14 protein-coding genes are annotated in these 17,988 nt (G+C 67.6%); 7 read left to right on the top strand and 7 right to left on the bottom strand.

The genetic code is table 11. From position 1 onward, the window contains the following. Window positions 1–50 precede the first annotated feature (50 nt). The 3 genes from AC57B8_RS25230 to AC57B8_RS25220 form a co-directional block, all read right to left on the bottom strand. Window positions 51–1,280, bottom strand: a complete 1,230-nt coding sequence (locus AC57B8_RS25230) for a branched-chain amino acid ABC transporter substrate-binding protein (protein ID WP_062471303.1) — start codon at window positions 1,278–1,280, stop codon at window positions 51–53. 140 nt (window positions 1,281–1,420) lie between these two features. Then, window positions 1,421–3,064 carry a 3-(methylthio)propionyl-CoA ligase gene (locus AC57B8_RS25225; RefSeq protein ID WP_354346835.1) on the bottom strand — a complete coding sequence of 548 codons (1,644 nt, stop codon included), beginning with the start codon at window positions 3,062–3,064 and terminating at the stop codon, window positions 1,421–1,423. Between the two features lie 117 nt (window positions 3,065–3,181). Further along, window positions 3,182–5,020 (bottom strand): carboxylesterase/lipase family protein, encoded by a 1,839-nt coding sequence (locus tag AC57B8_RS25220; RefSeq protein WP_496481087.1) that lies wholly within the window; start codon window positions 5,018–5,020, stop codon window positions 3,182–3,184. Between the two features lie 149 nt (window positions 5,021–5,169). Between AC57B8_RS25220 and AC57B8_RS25215 the strand changes: the two genes are divergently transcribed. From AC57B8_RS25215 to AC57B8_RS25190, 6 genes are all read left to right on the top strand, one after another. Further along, window positions 5,170–6,261, top strand: a complete 1,092-nt coding sequence (locus AC57B8_RS25215) for an AraC family transcriptional regulator (RefSeq protein ID WP_496482243.1) — start codon at window positions 5,170–5,172, stop codon at window positions 6,259–6,261. 73 nt (window positions 6,262–6,334) lie between these two features. Beyond that, window positions 6,335–7,816, top strand: a complete 1,482-nt coding sequence (locus tag AC57B8_RS25210; protein ID WP_496481086.1) for a protein adenylyltransferase SelO — start codon at window positions 6,335–6,337, stop codon at window positions 7,814–7,816. After that, the gene (msrB, locus tag AC57B8_RS25205) at window positions 7,813–8,223 is read left to right on the top strand and encodes a peptide-methionine (R)-S-oxide reductase MsrB (protein WP_062471289.1); all 411 of its coding nucleotides are present in this window, start codon (window positions 7,813–7,815) and stop codon (window positions 8,221–8,223) included. Before AC57B8_RS25210 ends, msrB begins: the two co-directional genes overlap by 4 nt. Next, window positions 8,220–8,759 carry a septation protein A gene (locus AC57B8_RS25200; RefSeq protein ID WP_062471286.1) on the top strand — a complete coding sequence of 180 codons (540 nt, stop codon included), beginning with the start codon at window positions 8,220–8,222 and terminating at the stop codon, window positions 8,757–8,759. The genes msrB and AC57B8_RS25200 overlap by 4 nt, the downstream gene beginning before the upstream one ends. Further along, window positions 8,756–9,034: a BolA family protein gene (locus tag AC57B8_RS25195; protein ID WP_056580792.1), complete on the top strand. Its 279-nt coding sequence runs from the start codon at window positions 8,756–8,758 to the stop codon at window positions 9,032–9,034. The genes AC57B8_RS25200 and AC57B8_RS25195 overlap by 4 nt, the downstream gene beginning before the upstream one ends. A gap of 129 nt (window positions 9,035–9,163) precedes the next feature. Continuing rightward, a complete protein-coding gene (locus AC57B8_RS25190; RefSeq protein ID WP_062471282.1) occupies window positions 9,164–9,949 on the top strand; it encodes a peptidylprolyl isomerase in 786 nt (261 codons plus the stop codon). 49 nt (window positions 9,950–9,998) lie between these two features. On the opposite strand, the gene AC57B8_RS25185 is transcribed toward AC57B8_RS25190, so the two are convergent. Genes AC57B8_RS25185 through AC57B8_RS25175 form a run of 3 tightly spaced genes read right to left on the bottom strand, consistent with a single transcriptional unit; the run spans window position 9,999 to window position 13,084 of the window. Beyond that, window positions 9,999–10,985, bottom strand: a complete 987-nt coding sequence (locus tag AC57B8_RS25185) for a Bug family tripartite tricarboxylate transporter substrate binding protein (RefSeq protein ID WP_496481085.1) — start codon at window positions 10,983–10,985, stop codon at window positions 9,999–10,001. Window positions 10,986–11,022: 37 nt separating this feature from the next. Further along, window positions 11,023–12,381, bottom strand: coding sequence for an amidase (locus AC57B8_RS25180; RefSeq protein WP_496481084.1), 1,359 nt, complete (start codon window positions 12,379–12,381; stop codon window positions 11,023–11,025). Between the two features lie 16 nt (window positions 12,382–12,397). Continuing rightward, entirely contained in the window at window positions 12,398–13,084 is a 687-nt protein-coding gene (locus tag AC57B8_RS25175; RefSeq protein ID WP_496481083.1) for a DUF2848 domain-containing protein, read from the bottom strand. 123 nt (window positions 13,085–13,207) lie between these two features. On the opposite strand from AC57B8_RS25175, the gene AC57B8_RS25170 reads away from it, so the two are divergent. Then, a complete protein-coding gene (locus AC57B8_RS25170) occupies window positions 13,208–13,891 on the top strand; it encodes a GntR family transcriptional regulator (RefSeq protein ID WP_095745340.1) in 684 nt (227 codons plus the stop codon). A 110-nt stretch (window positions 13,892–14,001) separates the two neighbouring features. Here AC57B8_RS25170 and purL read toward each other — a convergent pair whose 3' ends face one another. Then, entirely contained in the window at window positions 14,002–17,970 is a 3,969-nt protein-coding gene (purL, locus tag AC57B8_RS25165; RefSeq protein ID WP_496482242.1) for a phosphoribosylformylglycinamidine synthase, read from the bottom strand. Between the last annotated feature and the right edge of the window lie 18 nt (window positions 17,971–17,988).

Below are 17,988 nucleotides of genomic sequence, written 5' to 3'. Positions count from 1 at the left end.
GGCGGTAGGTATCTTCTACCGATAGGTAGGAAATGCGTTCACAAAGACGCCTAGGGGCGCTTCATCTGGCAGGTCGTGGGCGTGCTCGCCACATACGACTCGTAATACTTCACGGGGACGTTGGTGTAGCCGGTGTTCTCGGCGTCGTAGGGGTACTTGGCGCTGGCCTTCTCCCAGCGCGAGATGTACAGGCCCTGCTGCAGCTGGTGGTCGGCCTTGCGCATCTCGACCTCGCCGTTGAAGCTCTTGATCTTCATGCCCTCGAGCGCCGCGGCCACCTTGACGGGGTCGGTCGACTTGGTCTGCACGAAAGCGGCATCGAGCAATGCGAAGGTGTGATAGATCGAGGACTGCGTCAGGTCGTCGTTCATCTTCTTCTTGTAGCCGGTCAGCAGCCGCTGGATTTCGCCGCCCATGTTGTAGTGGGCATAGGCCACGGTGTAGACCTTGCCTGCCGAGGTGGCGCCCATGGCCGTGGGCGTGCCGGCGCCCGGTGCGTAGTACGTGAGGAACTTGACGTCCAGCCCCGAGTCGTTCGCCGCCTTGATGAGCAACGAGAGGTCGGAGCCCCAGTTGCCGGTGATGACCGTGTCGGCGCCCGAGGCCTTGATCTTGGCGATGTACGGCGAGAAATCGCGCACCTGCGCGAGCGGGTGCAGGTCGTCGCCCACGATCTGGATGTCGGGGCGCTTGGTCTTGAGGTTGTCCTTGGCGAACTTGGACACCTGCTGGCCGTGGGAGTAGTTCTGGCCCAGGATGTAGACCTTCTTGATGTCGGCCTGATCCTTCATCCAGGTGGTCAGCGCTTCCATCTTCATGGAGGTGTCGGCATCGAGGCGGAAGTGCCAGTAGCTGCACTTGCTGTTGGTGAGGTCGGGATCGACCGCCGCATAGTTCAGGTAGAGCAGCTCCTTGCCGGGATTGCGCGCGTTGTTCTTCTCGACGGCGTCGATGATCGCGAGCGCCGGGCCCGAGCCGTTGCCCTGGGTGATGTAGCGCGCGCCCTGGTCCTGCGCCGAGCGCAGCGCCGCGGTGGTCTCCTGCGGGCTCAGCTTGTTGTCGATCGCGATGATCTCGAACTTCACGCCCGACGCATTCTTCTTGTTGAACTCGTCAGCCAGGTACTGGGTCGTCTTGAGCTGGTTGGTGCCCACGGCCGCCATGAGACCCGACAGCGGGTCCAGCCAGGCGATCTTGACGGTTTCGCCCTTCTGGGCGAACGACGCTGAAACACTCACCAACATGGCGCAGGCGGCCACTGACTTGATACCGAAGTGCATGAAGAGTCTCCTGGTTGAAAGGCGGGACGCCAGCGTACAAGCGCCCTTTTCTTCGCCGCACAGGGAATGCCCGGAAGGAAAGCCGCCGGGGCGGCCTTCCTATCGCGTGCGCGACAGTGCGGGTGGGCTTTGACCGTGCTTCAGAGGCCCGGCAGCTTGTAGTCCTTGAGCAGTTCGCGAAGCTTGGTCTTGAGGATCTTGCCGGTGGCGCCGATCGGAATGGCCTCCACGAACACCACGTCGTCCGGGATCTGCCACTTGGCGGTCTTGCCCTCGTAGAACTTCAGCAACTCCTCGCGGGTGACTTCGGCGCCGGGCTTCTTCACGACGGCGATGATCGGGCGCTCGTCCCACTTGGGGTGGAACACGCCGATGCAGGCCGCCATGGCGATGGCCGGGTGCGCGACGGCGATGTTCTCGATGTCGATGGAGCTGATCCACTCGCCGCCGGACTTGATCACGTCCTTGCTGCGGTCGGTGATCTGCAGGTAGCCCTCGGCGTCGATGGTGGCCACGTCGCCGGTGGGGAACCAGCCCCGGCCTGCGGCGTCGGCGACCAGCGGGTTGCCGCCCTCGCCCTTGTAGTACTCCTTGACGACCCAGGGGCCCTTGACCAACAGGTCGCCGTAGGCCTTGCCGTCCCAGGGCAACTCGTCGCCGTTGCCGTCGACGATCTTCATGTCGACGCCGAAGATGGCGCGGCCCTGCTTCATGCGGATCTGCAGCTGCGCGTCGGCGGGCAGCGACAGGTGCTTGTTCTTCAGCGTGCACAACGTGCCCAGCGGGCTCATCTCGGTCATGCCCCAGGCATGCAGCACCTCGACGTTGTAGTTCTCCTGGAACGCCGTGATCATGGCCGGCGGGCAGGCCGAGCCGCCGATGACCGTGCGGTTCAGCTTGCTGAACTTCAGGCCGTTGGTCTGCATGTGGCCCAGCATCATCTGCCACACGGTGGGCACGCCGGCCGCGAAGGTCACGCCTTCGGCTTCGATCAGCTCGTACACCGACTTGCCGTCCAGCGACGGGCCCGGGAACACGAGCTTGCAGCCCACCAGCGCGGCCGAGTACGGAATGCCCCAGGCATTGACGTGGAACATCGGCACCACCGGCAGCACCGAGTCTTGCGCCGAGATGCGCATGACATCGGGCAGCGCGGCAGCGTAGGCATGCAGCATGGTCGAGCGGTGGCTGTACAGCGCGGCCTTCGGGTTGCCCGTGGTGCCGCTCGTGTAGCACATGCTCGAGGCCGAGTTCTCGTCGAAGGTGGGCCAATCGTAGGTGGTGGACTGCGTGCCGATCCAGGCCTCGTAGCTCACGAGGTTGGGCACGCCGCTGTCGGCCGGCAGCTTGTCGGCATCACACAGTGCAACCCATTTCCGGATCGTGGGACAACGCGCATGCACCGCTTGCACCAGCGGCAGGAAGCTCAGGTCGAAGCACAGGATCTGGTCTTCGGCATGGTTGGCGATCCACGCGATCTGGTCGGGGTGCAGGCGCGGGTTGATGGTGTGCAGCACGCGGCCGCTGCCGCTCACGCCGTAGTACAGCTCCAGGTGGCGGTAGCCGTTCCAGGCCAGGGTGGCGATGCGGTCGCTGAACAGCAGTTGCTCGCCATCCAGCGCATTGGCCACCTGCCTGGCGCGCGATGCGATGTCGCTCCAGGTGCAACGGTGGATATCGCCCTCGACACGGCGCGAGACGATCTCGCCGTCGCCGTTGTGGCGCTCGACGAACTCGATCAGCGACGAGATCAAAAGCGGTTGGTCTTGCATCAAACCCAGCATCTACGGACTCCTATGTGAAATGACTTCAAAAAGCGTTGCGAACGAGAGATTCACGCAAGCTTCGGCCACTTGCACAATGACACAAACCCGCACTGCATGATTGAACGAAGCGGCTCTTCAAGGGACGTTCGCCGGCGTGATCTTTGCCGCCGTTGGCGTGGCATCCAGCAGCATCTGCGAAGGCCACGTTCCCCAGGTTGCACCGAGTTCGGGCGTGTTCGGATCGCCGTTGCGCATGAAGGCCCCGACGCTGGCCATGACGGCCTTCGACAGCGCCACGCGCCCCTTCTCGTTGGCCTTGCCGCCCATCACGTTGCTGAGCAGCGAACCCTCGAAGTTGCCGAACACGAACGGCAGGTCGAAAGCGTGCGATGCGCCGTACACGTCGTTCCACGGCGCGGCCTCCTGCGACCAGTCGAGGCGGTAGTGCCAGATGTTCGACTGGCGCGTCTTCATGGTGTTGAGCAGGTTGTCGCGGTTGGCCTCGAACAGCCCCTTCGTGATGAGCGCGGTGGCCGCGTTGTAGCCGGTGCCGGCCTTGTCTACCGGAAGGTAGAACGGGTCGATGATGTGGTTCACCGTGAGCGTGGGCGCAGCATCGGGGTTGAAGTTGAACATCATCGAGAAGCGCGGGGCATCGGTGACGATCCAGCCCGACGTCGGGAAGCCGATGGTGCCCAGCAGCGACGCGAAGAGCTTGCCCTCGTCGCGCGTGTTGCCCGCGAGCATGGGCACCTTGACGTACTTGTCGGCCGCGATGGCGCCGATCGGGTCCGCCGGCAACACCGTGCCATCGGGAATCGGCGCCACGTTGCCCTGCCCGGCTGCCGTGACCTTGGTCAGCAGCGCCCCACCCTCCTGCGCACGCAGGTACTCGGCGATCTGCGCCGGCGAGCGCGTGCCGATATACACCTTGGCCGCCGCTTCATCGGCCACGGTGCCGTCGGCGACAAGCAGCTTTTCGAGGATCGTCTGGCCCTGCGTCAACGAGGCCGAAGCCGGCTGCAGCGTCGGCAGCGTCCCGGGCGGCAGATTGGTCTTGAGCGAAATGCCACCACTCATCTCGAAGGCCTTGTGGAACAGGCCCTTGGCCATCGGCGAGGTCATCACCGCCAGCAGGTTGGTCGCACCGGCCGACTCGCCCGACAGCGTGACGTTGCCCGGGTCGCCGCCGAAGTTGGCGACGTTGCCCTGGATGAAGCGCAGCGCCGCCATGTTGTCCAGCAGCGCGAAGTTGCCCGAGTCGTCGCCCGCGCTGCCGCCCGGCCGCAGCTGCGGCATGTTCAAAAAGCCCAGGATGCCCAGGCGGTAGCTGGCGGTGATGACCACCGCATTGGTGGCCTTGGCCAGCGCCGCGCCGTCGTACAGCGGATCGGCCGTGTAACCCGAAATGTTGCTGCCGCCATGGATGAACAGCAGCACCGGCAGGTTCTTCTCGGTGGTGGCCGGGCGCCATATGTTGACGAACAGGCAGTCTTCGCTGCCGACCGGCTTGCCCAGGTTGGTGCCGATGGTGGCGTCGTAGGTGTTGCTGGTGCCGGGACTGAAGATCCGGCCGATCTGCAGGCAGGCGTTGCCGAAGGCCTTGGCCGGGCGGATGCCGGTCCAGGCTTCGGGCTCGACCGGTGCGCGCCAGCGCAGTGCGCCGACCGGCGGCTGGGCGAACGGAACACCCTTCCAGGACCAGGTGCCATTCTTGGCGCTGTCGTCCGTGCCCTCGACCTTGCCGGCCGTGGTCTGGCGCACCATGGGGCCGTCGGCGGCGGGTGCCGGAGCGGGCGCGGGTGCCGGAGCCGGTGCAGGCGGCAACACGGGAAAGGCGGTCGCCCCGGACGAACCGCCACCGCAGGCTGCAAGCGCCGCCGCGGCGGCCAGCGTGGCCACGGTGGCGATGGCGCGCGCCATCGCCGTCTGTCCTGCCGCACCCTGGTTTTGTGCTGTTGTCGTTGTCTTCATGTTTTGTCTCCACACCGGGTTAATCGGAATTCCTGGCTTGGCGCGCGGCACCCATACTCCGGGCCGCCGTGCACTGGAAAAATTCTAGGAACCGGCCCCGTTTTCACCGCTATCGCAAGCGAGCCAATCGAATGACTTCAGAAGCCTCCCTGCCGCGCCATTCGCGCCGGCCGTCGCGCCGCCCCGGCTGTCCGCAGCCCGAGCTGCGCACCAGCTCGGCCGCATGGCTGGAGGGGGTGCTGTCGATGTTCGAGGCCGAGGGGCTGAACGTGCCCACGCTGCTGCGCGATGCCGGCTTCGACCCCGACTCGCTGCACCGCCAGAACGCGCGCATCCCGGTCGACGAGATCTCCGTGCTGTGGCAGGTGGCCGTGGCGCACGCCGGGCGGCCCACGCTGGGTCTGGACCGCGACCTGGCCGCCACGCACAGCAAGCTGGGCACCGTGGGCCACGCCATGGCCTGCAGCCCCACCCTGGGCGCGGCGCTGACGCGGCTCACGCGCTACATGGCCGTGATCTCCGACGCCACCGCGTTCTCGCTGCAGTCCGACGCGCGCGGCTGCTGGATGGTCATGGAACACACCGGTGGCAGCCTGCCGATTCCGCGCCAGCGCGTCGAGTACGCCCTGCTGACCGTGCTCATGCAGTGCCAGTGGCTCACGCGGCGCGAGCTGCAGCCGCTGGCCATGGAATTCGTCTACCCGCCGCCGGCCAACGACCGGCTGCACCGCCAGGCCTTCGGCTGCGAGATCCGCTTCAACGCGCCCGCCAACCGCGTGCTGCTGTCGTCGGCCGACATGACCATGCCGCTGCCCACCCACCACCCGGCGCTGGGGGAGATGCAGGAGCACCTGCTCGACGACCAGCTCAACCTGCTGGGCCAGACCACCACCGCCAGCCTGGTGTGCGCCGAGATCGCGCGCCGGCTGCAGCACGGCGAGCCGCGCCGCCAGGACGTGGCCTCGGGCCTGGGGCTGGCCGACCGCACGCTGCAGCGCCGCCTGCAGGAGGAGTCCGTGTCGTTCCAGGCACTGCTCGACCGCACCCGCCGCGAACTCGCCAAGCAGTACCTGGCCGAACAGCGCCACACGCTCGCGGACGTGGCCGACCGGCTGGGCTTCGTGGACGTCAGCAACTTCTTTCGCGCCTGCAAGCGCTGGTTCGGCCTGCCGCCGGCCCAGTACCGCGCCAGCCTCGCGCTCGACGGCGCCGGGGCGCTGCGCGGCGCGCTGCTGAACTGAGCGGCGGCACCCGCCCCACGCGCCCGATGGCCTCCGCGGCCAGGGGTTTCGCGCGCTGCCGGACAATCCGGGCATGAGCTTGTTAGCCGAAGACACCCCGGTCGCCGACCTGGGCCTGCGCTGGAAGCCCGGCTTCTCGACGCTGGGCCCCGCCTTTTTCACCGAATTGCGCCCCACGCCGCTGCCCGACCCGTACTGGGTCGGCCACAGCGACGCCGTGGCGCGCGAGCTGGGCCTGCCGCCCGGTTGGCGCGAGTCGGACACCACACTCACCGCCCTCACCGGCAGCCTGCCGGTCGCCGGTACGCGGCCTTTCGCCACGGTCTACAGCGGCCACCAGTTCGGCGTCTGGGCCGGGCAACTGGGCGACGGGCGCGCGATCCTGCTCGGCGAGACCGAAGGCGGGCTCGAGGTGCAACTCAAGGGCGCGGGCCGCACGCCCTATTCGCGCGGCGGCGACGGCCGCGCCGTGCTGCGTTCGAGCATTCGCGAGTTCCTGTGCAGCGAGGCCATGCACGGCCTGGGCATTCCGACCACGCGCGCGCTGTGCGTGACCGGCTCGGACGCCCGCGTGCGCCGCGAAGAGCTGGAAAGCGCAGCCGTGGTCACCCGCGTGGCGCCCAGCTTCATCCGCTTCGGCCACTTCGAGCACTTCGCCGCCAACCAGCGCGAAGACGAGCTGCGCGCGCTGGCCGACTACGTCATCGACCGCTACTACCCCGAATGCCGCGCCACCGCGCGCTTCAACGGCAACGCCTACGCCGCCTTCCTCGAGGCCGTGAGCGAGCGCACCGCCGCCCTGCTCGCCCAGTGGCAGGCCGTGGGCTTTTGCCACGGGGTGATGAACACCGACAACATGAGCATCCTCGGGCTCACCATCGACTACGGGCCGTTCCAGTTCCTCGACGGCTTCGATCCGCGCCACATCTGCAACCACAGCGACACCCAGGGCCGCTACGCCTTCAACCAGCAACCCAACGTCGCCTACTGGAACCTGTTCTGCCTGGCGCAGGCACTCTTGCCGCTGATCGGCGACCAGGAAATCGCCGTGGCCGCGCTGGAGTCGTACAAGACCGTGTTCCCCAACGCCTTCGAAGACCGCATGCGCGCCAAGCTGGGCCTCACGACGCCCGCCGAGGGCGACCGGGCGCTGATCGAGGGCGTGCTCAAGCTGATGGCGGCCGAGAAGGTCGACCACACCATCTTCTGGCGCCGCCTGTCGAACCACATGGCCGACGGCAACGTGGAGCCCGTGCGCGACCTGTTCCTCGACCGGGCCGGCTTCGATGCCTGGATGCTCTCTTTTTCGGAGCGCCATGCACAATCGCAGCGCGCCGAAGCGGCAAAATTGATGCTGCAGTCGAACCCCAAGTTCGTGCTGCGGAATCACCTGGGCCAGCAGGCCATCGAAGCCAGTCAGCAAAAGGACCACGCGGGTGTGGCAACCTTGCTGACGCTGCTCCAAACCCCATGTGAAGAACACCCCGGTGCCGACGACTACGCCGGCTTCCCGCCCGACTGGGCCTCCACGATCGAAATCAGCTGCTCCTCATGACCACGCCCGTTCAGAAAACCGACGCCGAATGGAAAGCCCTGCTCGCTGAAAAGGGCGCCGAACCCGCCGCCTTCGAGGTGACGCGCCACGCCGCCACCGAACGCCCCTTCACCGGCAAGTACGAAGCCCACTGGGACGACGGCACCTACCACTGCATCTGCTGCGGCGCCAAGCTGTTCGAAGCGGCCACCAAGTTCGACGCCGGCTGCGGCTGGCCCAGCTTCTCGGAAGAAGCGGTGCCCGGCGCCATCCGCAACATCGTCGACCGCTCGCACGGCATGGTGCGCACCGAGAACGTCTGCGCCAATTGCGGCGCCCACCTGGGCCACGTGTTCCCCGACGGCCCCACCGAAACCGGCCTGCGCTACTGCATGAACTCGGCGTCGCTCGACTTCCAAAAGAAATGAAACTGCTCCTCGACTTCTTCCCGATCCTGCTGTTCTTCGGCGCCTACAAGTTCGCCGACATCTACACCGCCACCGGCGTGCTGATGGCCGCCACCGTGGTGCAGATGGCCGTCATCTACGCGATGGAGCGCAAGCTGCAGGCGATGCAGAAGGCCACGCTGGTGCTGATCCTGCTGTTCGGCACGCTCACGCTGGTGCTGCACGACGACCGCTTCATCAAGTGGAAGCCCACGGTGCTGTACGGCGCCATGGCCGTCGCGCTGGCGGTGGCGCTGTGGGCGCTGAAGAAGAACTTCCTGAAGATGCTGCTGGGCGCGCAGCTCGAACTGCCCGAGCGCATCTGGGGCCGGCTCAACGTGGCGTGGATCGGTTATTGCCTCTTCATGGCGCTCATCAACGGCTACGTGGCGGCGTACTTCACGACCGAGGCCTGGGTCAACTTCAAGCTCTGGGGCTACGTGTTCCCGATCGTCTTCCTGGTGGCGCAGGGCCTGTACATCGCGCCGCACCTCAAGGAAGACAAGCCGACCGCATGACGACCACCACCATTCCCCTGCCCACCGTGGCCGCGCTCGAGGCGGCGCTGCGCGCATCGCTTTCGCCCACGCAGCTCGAAGTGATCGACGAAAGCGCCGCCCACGCGGGCCATGCGGGCGCCAACGCTGAGGGCTACGGCACGCATTTCCGGGTGCGCATCGCCTCCCCGCTGTTCGACGGAAAGCCCCGCGTGGCGCGGCATCGGCTTGTGTATGATGCCCTCCAAGTTTTTATCGCACAGGGTCTGCACGCCATCGCCATCGAGGTGCTCTGAGTCGTCCAATCGGTTGCTTGCCGCGTTCGCCGCGGCCGCCCACCCTCTCCTTCTTTTCTCCTGATTCCTGCTTTCTTTCCCGCGCCTTTTCCTACACGCGCATTTCCTCTCCAGCCTGATATTCATTTCATGAAAAAACACATCTTGCAGGCCGTTGCGGCCGCAGCGCTGATCGGTGCACTCCCCCTGTCGGCCCTGGCGCAGAACGCAGCCATCGTCAACGGCAAGCCGGTGCCCAAGGCCCGCATGGACGTCCTGGCCCAGCAGCTGGCTGCCGCCGGCCGCCCGGTGACGCCCGAGATGCAAAGTCAGCTGCGCGAGGAAATCGTGGCGCGCGAAGTGTTCATGCAGGAAGCGCAGAAGCAAGGCCTGGACGCCACCGAGGACTACAAGAACCAGCTCGAACTCGCCCGCCAGGCCATCCTGATCCGCGCGCTGTTCGAGAACTACCGCAAGACCAACGCGGTGTCCGACGCCGACGTGAAGGCCGAGTACGACAAGTTCGTGGCAGCCAACGGCGGCAAGGAATTCAAGGCCCGCCACATCCTGGTCGAGACCGAAGACCAGGCCAAGAAGATCATGGCCGACCTGAAGAAGGGCGCCAAGTTCGAAGACATCGCCAAGAAGCAGAGCAAGGACCCGGGTTCGGGCGCCAACGGCGGCGACCTCGACTGGGCCAACCCCGCCAGCTTCGTGCCCGAGTTCTCGGAAGCGATGATCAAGCTCAAGAAGGGCGAGACCACCCCTGCCCCGGTCAAGACCCAGTTCGGCTACCACATCATCCGCGTCGACGACATCCGCCAGGCCCAACTGCCGAAGCTGGAAGAAGTGAAGCCGCAGATCACGCAGCAGCTGCAGCAGCAGCGCCTGCAGAAGTACCAGGAAGACCTGCGCGCGAAGGCCAAGGTCGAGTAAGCCTGCGGCCCATCGCCCAAGAAAAAGCCCCGCAATCGCGGGGCTTTTTTCATTGCGGCGTGATGTTGAAGTCTTTGACGAACCGGGCGTAGTCGTTCGACTCCTTGCGCACGAAACTTGTGAAGTCCGCCGTCGAGCCGCCGATGACTTCCAGGCTGAGGTCGGTGAACTGCTTTTGCGTGTCGGCGTTCTTGAGCAATGCCTGCACCTGCTCATTGAGCTTTGCGATGACCGGCGCGGGCGTTCCGGCCGGCGCCACCAGGCCGACCCAGCCCATGAAGCGGTAGCCCGGCACACCGGACTCGGCCACCGTCGGCACGTCGGGCAAGGTCGAGACGCGCTTGTCGCCCGTGACCGCCAGCGCCTTCAGCTTGCCGCTCTTGGCGTAGGGCACGGCAGTCGGCGAGGTCTCGAACATCATGTCGATCTGGCCGCCGACCAGGTCGGACAGCGCGGGCGCCCCGCCCTTGTAGGCCACGTTGAGCAAGTCGGTGCCGGTCATCTGCATGAAGCGGCGCGCCGCCACGTCCTGCGGGCCGCCCACGCCCGAGGTGCCGACACTGAGCTTGCCGGGGTTGGCCTTGGCATAGGCCACCAGTTCGCCGACGTTCTTGAACGTCCATTTGGGATTCATGATGAGCACGTTGGGCTGGTCGGCCACGCGGATCACGGGCGCCAGATCCTTGATCGGGTCATAGGGCAGCTTCGCGAACATGTGCGCGTTGGAAGCCAGGCCGGTGTGCACCATCAGCAAGGTGTAGCCGTCCTTGGGGGCCTTGGCGACGTAGTCCATGCCGATGTTGCCGCTGGCGCCGGGACGGTTGTCCACCAGCACGGGCTGGCCCAGGGCCGTCGAGAGCTTCTGGCCGACCAGGCGCGCCGTCATGTCGATGCTGCCGCCCGGCGGGAACGGCACGACCATGCGGATCGGCTTGGACGGATAGGCGTCCTGCGCGTGGGCGACGGGGACGATGCACGCCAGGCCGGCGGCAAAGCACGCGAACGAGGCGAGCGGGAAACGGAAGCGCTGGGTCATGAGGTTCTCCGGAGTTTCTTGAGGGTGGGCAGACGGGTCAATCGGCGGTGGCGCGCAGGGTGCGTTCGATGTCGGCGGCCCACGCGAGCAGCGCGGCGTCGCGCATCGGCAGGCCAGCAAGGCTCAGGCCCACGGGCGCTTCGCCGGCCGCGTGGCAGGGCAAGGAGATGGCGCAGCCGTCCATGAAGTTGACGATGGAGGGGTTGCGCAGCATCGCGGCGTTGACGGCGACGTACTGCGCCTCGTCGGCTTCGAGGGCCTCGATGCGCGGCGCCACCAGCGGCACGGTCGGCATGAGCCAGCCATCGAATTCGCCCAGGCGCGCGACCACGCGGCGCTGCCAATCGGCCCGCTGCGCCTGCAGCACGAGGTAGGCGCGCGCCGTGAAGTCCTTGCCGCGCAGGATGCGGCTGAGTACGCGCGGGTCGTAGCCGCTGCCGCTGCGTTCGATCAGCTCGGCATGCCACGCCCATGACTCGGCGGCGCTGAAGCCGCCAGCGGCGTTGATGGCGGCGAGCTCATCGAACTCGGGCACCGCCAGTTCGACCAGCTGCGCACCGGCGGCCGAGAGGCGCTGCAGCGCACGTTGGAAGGTTGCAGCGACGTGCGCGTCCATGCCGTCCTGCACCAGCGTAGTCGGCACCGCGAAGCGGGCCTGGCGCAGGTGCTGCGTTCGGGGCGCCTCGGACACGCCGGACAGCACCGCATCCATCGCCGCGCAGCCGGCCACGTCGAGCGCCATCACGCCGACCGCATCGAGGCTGTGCGACAGCGGCACGAGCCCGGTGCCGGGCATGCGGCGCGCCGTCGGCTTGAAGCCGGTGATGCCGCACAGCGCCGCCGGAATGCGCGCCGAGCCGCCCGTGTCGCTGCCGACGCTCGCAACGCACATGCCGTCGGCCACCGCCACGGCCGCGCCCGAGGACGAGCCACCGGGAATGCGCCGCTCGCCGCGCTGCCACGGATTGGCCGGCGTCCCGTAGTGCGGGTTGAGGCCGAGGCCGGAGTACGCGAACTCGGTCATGTTCGTCTTGCCGACCAGCACCGCGCCGGCCGCCAGCAGGCGCCGCACGGCCTCGGCATCGTGCGCGGCGGGCGGTGCGTCGCGCAGCACGACGGAGCCGGCGGTCGTCGTTTCGCCGGCCACGTCGAACAGGTCCTTGACCGAGACCGGCAGGCCTTCGAGCGGAGAACGCACGACGCCGGCTTCGCGCAGGCTGTCGGAGGCGCGCGCGAGGTGCCGGGCACGGTCTGCCAGCACGCGCGTGAAGGTGCGCGCGCCTTCGCCGGCGGGATCGGCGATGCGTTGCAGCGCCGAGGCGGTCAGCGCGGCGGAAGTGGTGCGGCCTGCGGCCAGGTCGGCGCGGGCGGCTTCGAGGGAGATCGCGGCGGGCATGTGCGGTCCTCGTGCGTCAGGCGACGATCGGCAGCGAGACCGCGCGGTACTCGTGCGTAATGCGGCGGCCGGTGTGCTCGTCCACCAGCTCCATGCGAAAGCGCGCCGCCGGGCGGATGCCGCCGATGGCGCCGACCGTGCCGCAGGTCATCGCGAAGCCGTCGGCCGGCTCGCCGTCGGCCGCGGCGCAGCGCGCCAGCAGGTCGGCCGGCGGGCGCAGCGCGGCCAGCGTGCCTTCCTGGTACAGGCGCCATTCACCGCCCTCCTCGATCCACGAACGCAGCACCAGCGTGTCCCAGCGGCCCTGCACGTCGGCCAGCCGCCAGGCGCTGCGCGCCACGGGCTTCACGCAGATCTGCTTGGACAGCGCCACGCTGTGCGCTTCCAGCGCGCGGTCGGTGTGGTCCGAGCCGATCGAGACGAAGAACTCGCCCCCGTGCAGGAACAGCAGCGGCTCGACCTCGCCCGAGGTGTCGGCCCCCACCACCTGCACGACGTCGGCCTGGCTCAGCTGCTGGGTGGCCACCCGGTAGAACAGCGGCACGGCGCTGGGCGCGGGCACGCCCAGCTCGGCGAGTTCCTCGATGTGGTGCTCGATGGCGGCGATGTCACGCCCGGTCCAGCCGGCGATCACGAGGTGCCGGGCCTCGAAGCTCAGCGTTTGCGGGGCATTCCCCTCGGGAAGTTCGAAAGACAGTTTCATGGGTGGCAGCTCGATTGAAGTTTCAGTGAAATTTCACAACGATATTACAGTGAGTCCACAGAAACTTCAAAGGGATTTCCCGCAGGTACCATCGGGGAACTCCACCATGACCCTCCCGCCCCGATGAACGCAGCCACGCCCGCCCGCAAAGCCCCCGTCCGGCGGCCCGAAGCAGCCATCTCCCTCAACGAAACCGCCTACCTGCGCCTGAAGGAAGCCCTGGTGACCCTGGCCTACAAGCCCGGGGAATACCTCAACACCGCCCAGGTGATGGAGCGGCTGGGCGTGGGCCGCACGCCGGTGAACCAGGCGCTGCACCGCCTGTCGGCCGAGGGCCTGGTCCGCATCATTCCGCGCAAGGGCGCGATGGCTTCGCCGCTGTCGATCAACGACGCGCTGGAGCTCATCGAGGTCCGGCTGGTGAACGAGGTGCTGTGCATGCGCCTGGCCGCGGCGGCCATCACCGAGGCCGAGCTGGCCGAGCTGCAGGCCATCGCCGAACAGTTCGAAGCGGCGGCGCAGCGGCGCGATGCGATGTCGGTGATGAACCTGGACCGCCTCTTCCACGAAAAGATCGCGGCGGCAGCACGCAACGCGATGCTGCAGGACATTCTGAGCGTGCTGCACGCGCGCTCGCAGCGCTTCTGGGCGATCTCACTGGCGGCCGAGGGGCACCTGGCGGAGGTGATCGAGGAGCACCGCACCATCGTCGCCACGCTGCAGCGGCACGACGCTGATGCAGCGGCCGAAGCGGCGAAGACGCATGTGCTGTCGTTCAAGGCGTCGATGCTGAACAGCCAGCGCTGATTGACGGCGCTTCAGGCGCACCCCCCATGAAAAATGCCCTCCAGACCAAGCCTGGAGGGCATTTTTTATTGACCTGATTCAGGCCGCTCGCACGGCCTGAGGGCGTCCGATCAACCCACCCACTTGCGCGCGTTGCGCCAGATCTGCATCCACGGGCTCAGCTCGCTCTTGTCACCCGAGGTCCAGCTCATCTGGATGTTGCGGAACACGCGCTCCGGGTGCGGCATCACGGCGGTGAAGCGGCCGTCCGGCGTGGTGACCGAAGTCAGGCCGCCCGCGCTGCCGTTCGGGTTGAACGGGTACTGCTCGGTCGGCTGGCCGTGGTTGTCCACGAAGCGCATCGCTCCGATGGCCTTGGCGGCGTCGCCGCGGTGCTTGAAGTTGGCATAGCCCTCGCCGTGCGCCACCGCGATCGGCAGGCGGCTGCCGGCCATGCCCGCAAAGAAGATGCTGGGCGACTCGAGCACCTCGACCATCGACAGGCGCGCCTCGAAACGCTCGCTCTGGTTGGTGGTGAAGCGCGGCCAGGCCTCGGCGCCCGGGATGATGTCGGCCAGCTCGGCAAACATCTGGCAGCCGTTGCACACGCCCAGGCCGAAGGTGTCGGCGCGGCCGAAGAAGGTCTTGAACTGCTCGGCCAGCTTCGGGTTGAAGGTGATGCTGCGCGCCCAGCCGATGCCCGCGCCCAGCGTGTCGCCGTAGCTGAAGCCGCCGCAGGCGACCACGCCCTTGAACGCGGCCAAATCCGCCCTGCCCGTCTGCAGGTCGGTCATGTGGACGTCGAAGGCCTCGAAGCCGGCTTCGGTGAAGGAGTAAGCCATCTCGACGTGCGAGTTGACGCCCTGCTCGCGCAGGATCGCGACCTTGGGGCGCGACTGCAGGATGGCCGGTGCCACCGGGGCGTTCGGCAGGAACACATGCATGCCCGGGTCGTTCGCCACGCCCGCCGCGGCGTGCTCGGCATCGGCGCAGGCCGGGTTGTCGCGCTCGCGGGCGATCTTCCAGCTGACCGAGTCCCAGACCTGGTGCAGGTCGTGCAGCGAGGCGCTGAACACCGACTTGGCATCGCGCCAGACTTCGAGCTTGCCCTTGCCGGCGTCCATGGCCGAGCTGGCCGGGCGGGTCTTGCCGACGAAGTGGCTGTGCGTGCTCAGGCCGTGGGCGCGCAGCACCTGCATGACGTCGTTGCGCTCGGCCGTGCGCACTTGCAGCACCATGCCCAGCTCTTCGTTGAACAGCGCCTTGAGCGTGAGCTCTTCGCGGCGCGCGCTGACCTGCTGCGCCCAGTTCTTGGCGTCGCCGGTTTCCATGCGGCTGTCGGAAATGCCGTCGCCTTCGGTGACCAGCATGTCGACGTTCAGCGCCACGCCGACGTGGCCGGCAAAGGCCATCTCGCAGGCGGTGGCGAACAGGCCGCCGTCGCTGCGGTCGTGCATCGCGAGGATCTTGCCATCGGCGCGCAGCGCGTTCACGGCGTTGACCAGCGCGACCAGCTGTGCCGGGTCGTCGAGGTCGGGCACGGTGTCGCCGCTCTGGTCGAGCGTTTGCGACAGGATGCTGCCCGCCATGCGGTGCTGGCCACGGCCGAGGTCGATGAGCACCAGCGTGGTGTCGTCTTCGGTCGCGTCGAGCTGCGGCGTGAGCGTGCCACGCACGTCGGCCAGCGAGGCGAAGGCGGTGACGATCAGGCTCACGGGCGAGGTGACCTTCTTGGCTTCGCCGTTGTCCTTCCACTGCGTGCGCATCGACAGCGAATCCTTGCCGACCGGAATCGACACGCCCAGCGCCGGGCACAGCTCCAGGCCCACGGCCTTCACGGTCTCGTACAGCGCGGCATCTTCGCCGGGCTCGCCACACGCAGCCATCCAGTTCGCCGACAGCTTGACGCGCGACAGCTCGATCGGCGCGGCCAGCAGGTTGGTGATGGCCTCGGCCACGGCCATGCGGCCCGAGGCCGGCGCGTCGAGCGCGGCCAGCGGCGTGCGCTCGCCCATGCTCATGGCTTCGCCGGCGAAGCCCTTGTAGTCGGCCAGCGTCACGGCGCAGTCGGCCACAGGCACCTGCCACGGGCCGACCATCTGGTCGCGGTGCGTCAGGCCGCCCACGCTGCGGTCGCCGATGGTGATGAGGAAGCGCTTGGACGCCACGGTCGGGTGCGACAGCACGTCGATGGCGGCCTTCTGCAGGTCGACGCCCGTGAGGTCGAGCGGCTTGAAGCTGCGGGTGACGGTCTTCACGTCGCGGTGCATCTTGGGCGGCTTGCCCAGCAGCACGTCCATGGGCATGTCGACGGGCTGCACCGCCGCGCCTTCGTCGGCCACCAGCAGCTGGCGCTCTTCGGTCGCCACGCCGACCACCGAGAACGGGCAGCGCTCGCGCTCGCAGAAGGCCTTGAACTGTTCGAGCGACTCGGGCGCGATGGCCAGCACGTAGCGCTCCTGGCTCTCGTTGCACCAGATTTCCTTCGGTGCCATGCCCGACTCTTCGAGCGGCACGGCGCGCAGGTCGAAACGCGCGCCACGGCCGGCATCGTTGGTCAGCTCGGGGAAGGCATTGCTCAGGCCGCCGGCGCCCACGTCGTGGATCGCGAGGATCGGGTTGGCCGCGCCCTGCTGCCAGCAGTGGTTGATGACCTCCTGCGCGCGGCGTTCGATTTCGGGGTTGCCGCGCTGCACCGAGTCGAAGTCGAGTTCGGCCGCATTGGCGCCGGTCGCCATCGAGCTGGCGGCGCTGCCGCCCATGCCGATGCGCATGCCGGGGCCGCCGAGCTGGATCAGCAGCGAGCCGGCCGGGAACTGGATCTTCTTGGTCTGGGTAGCGTCGATGCTGCCCAGGCCGCCCGCGATCATGATGGGCTTGTGGTAGCCGCGCTGCACGGTATCAAGGTCGCTCGCCACGGCCTGTTCGTATTCGCGGAAGTAGCCCAGCAGGTTGGGACGTCCGAATTCGTTGTTGAACGCGGCGCCGCCCAGCGGGCCCTCGGTCATGATCTGCAGCGGGCTGGCGATGTGCTCGGGCTTGCCGTAGTGGCCCTCTTCCGGCCAGAGCTTCGACACGGTGAAGCCGGTCAGGCCCGCCTTGGGCTTGGAGCCGCGGCCGGTGGCGCCTTCGTCGCGGATTTCGCCGCCCGCGCCGGTCGATGCGCCGGGGAACGGGGAAATGGCCGTCGGGTGGTTGTGCGTCTCGACCTTCATCAGCACATGGCTCAGGGCGCTATCTTTTTGATAGCTTTGCGAGCCATTCGCCGGAATGAAGCGCTCGATGGTCGCGCCTTCCATGACCGAAGCGTTGTCCGCATAGGCGATCACCGTGTGCTGCGGGTTCTGCTTCTCGGTGTGGCGGATCATCGAGAACAGGCTCAGCGGCTGGGCCACGCCGTCGATGGTGAAGTTGGCGTTGAAGATCTTGTGGCGGCAGTGCTCGCTGTTGGCCTGCGCGAACATCATGAGTTCGACGTCGCTGGGGTTGCGGCCCAGGCGGGTGAAGGCTTCGACGAGGTAATCGATTTCGTCTTCCGCCAGCGCCAGGCCGAAGCCGGTATTGGCTGCCACCAGGGCGTCGCGCCCGCCCGTTTGCACGTCGACCTGCGCCATCGGCTGGGCCGGCAGTTCGCTGAACAGGCTGGCCGCCTGCTCGACGGTGGCCAGCACCGATTCGGTCATGCGGTCGTGCAGCGGGCCGGCCACGGCGGCCAGGGCGTCGCCCTCGAGCACGGGGGCCTTGCCGATCAGCGGCGCCTTGAGCTTCAGGTGGTACTGGGTGACGCGCTCCACGCGGCGCAGCGCCAGGCCGCAGTTGTGGGCGATGTCGGTGGCCTTGGAGGCCCAGGGCGACACGGTGCCCAGGCGGGGCGTGACGACCACCGAGGCGCTCGCCTTGGCCGTCGGGGCCTCGAAGGGCTCGCCGTAGGTCAGCAGCGCGGCAAAGCGCTCGCGGTCGGCGTCGCCCAGCGACGCATCGGTGACCACCAGGTGCACGAAACGGGCCGAAATGCCCTCGATGCGCGGCTCGATGGCCTGCAGCTTCGGCAGCAATTGCCGCGCACGGAAGTCGCTGAGTGCGCTGCCGCCCTCGAACATGGTTACGACAGGAAGGGC

The sequence above is a fragment of the Variovorax sp. BGA-UO-ETr-C22 genome (genome assembly GCF_059567965.1).
The sequence above is the reverse complement of the archived record's forward strand: the minus strand, read 5'-3'. Positions and strand labels throughout refer to the sequence as shown.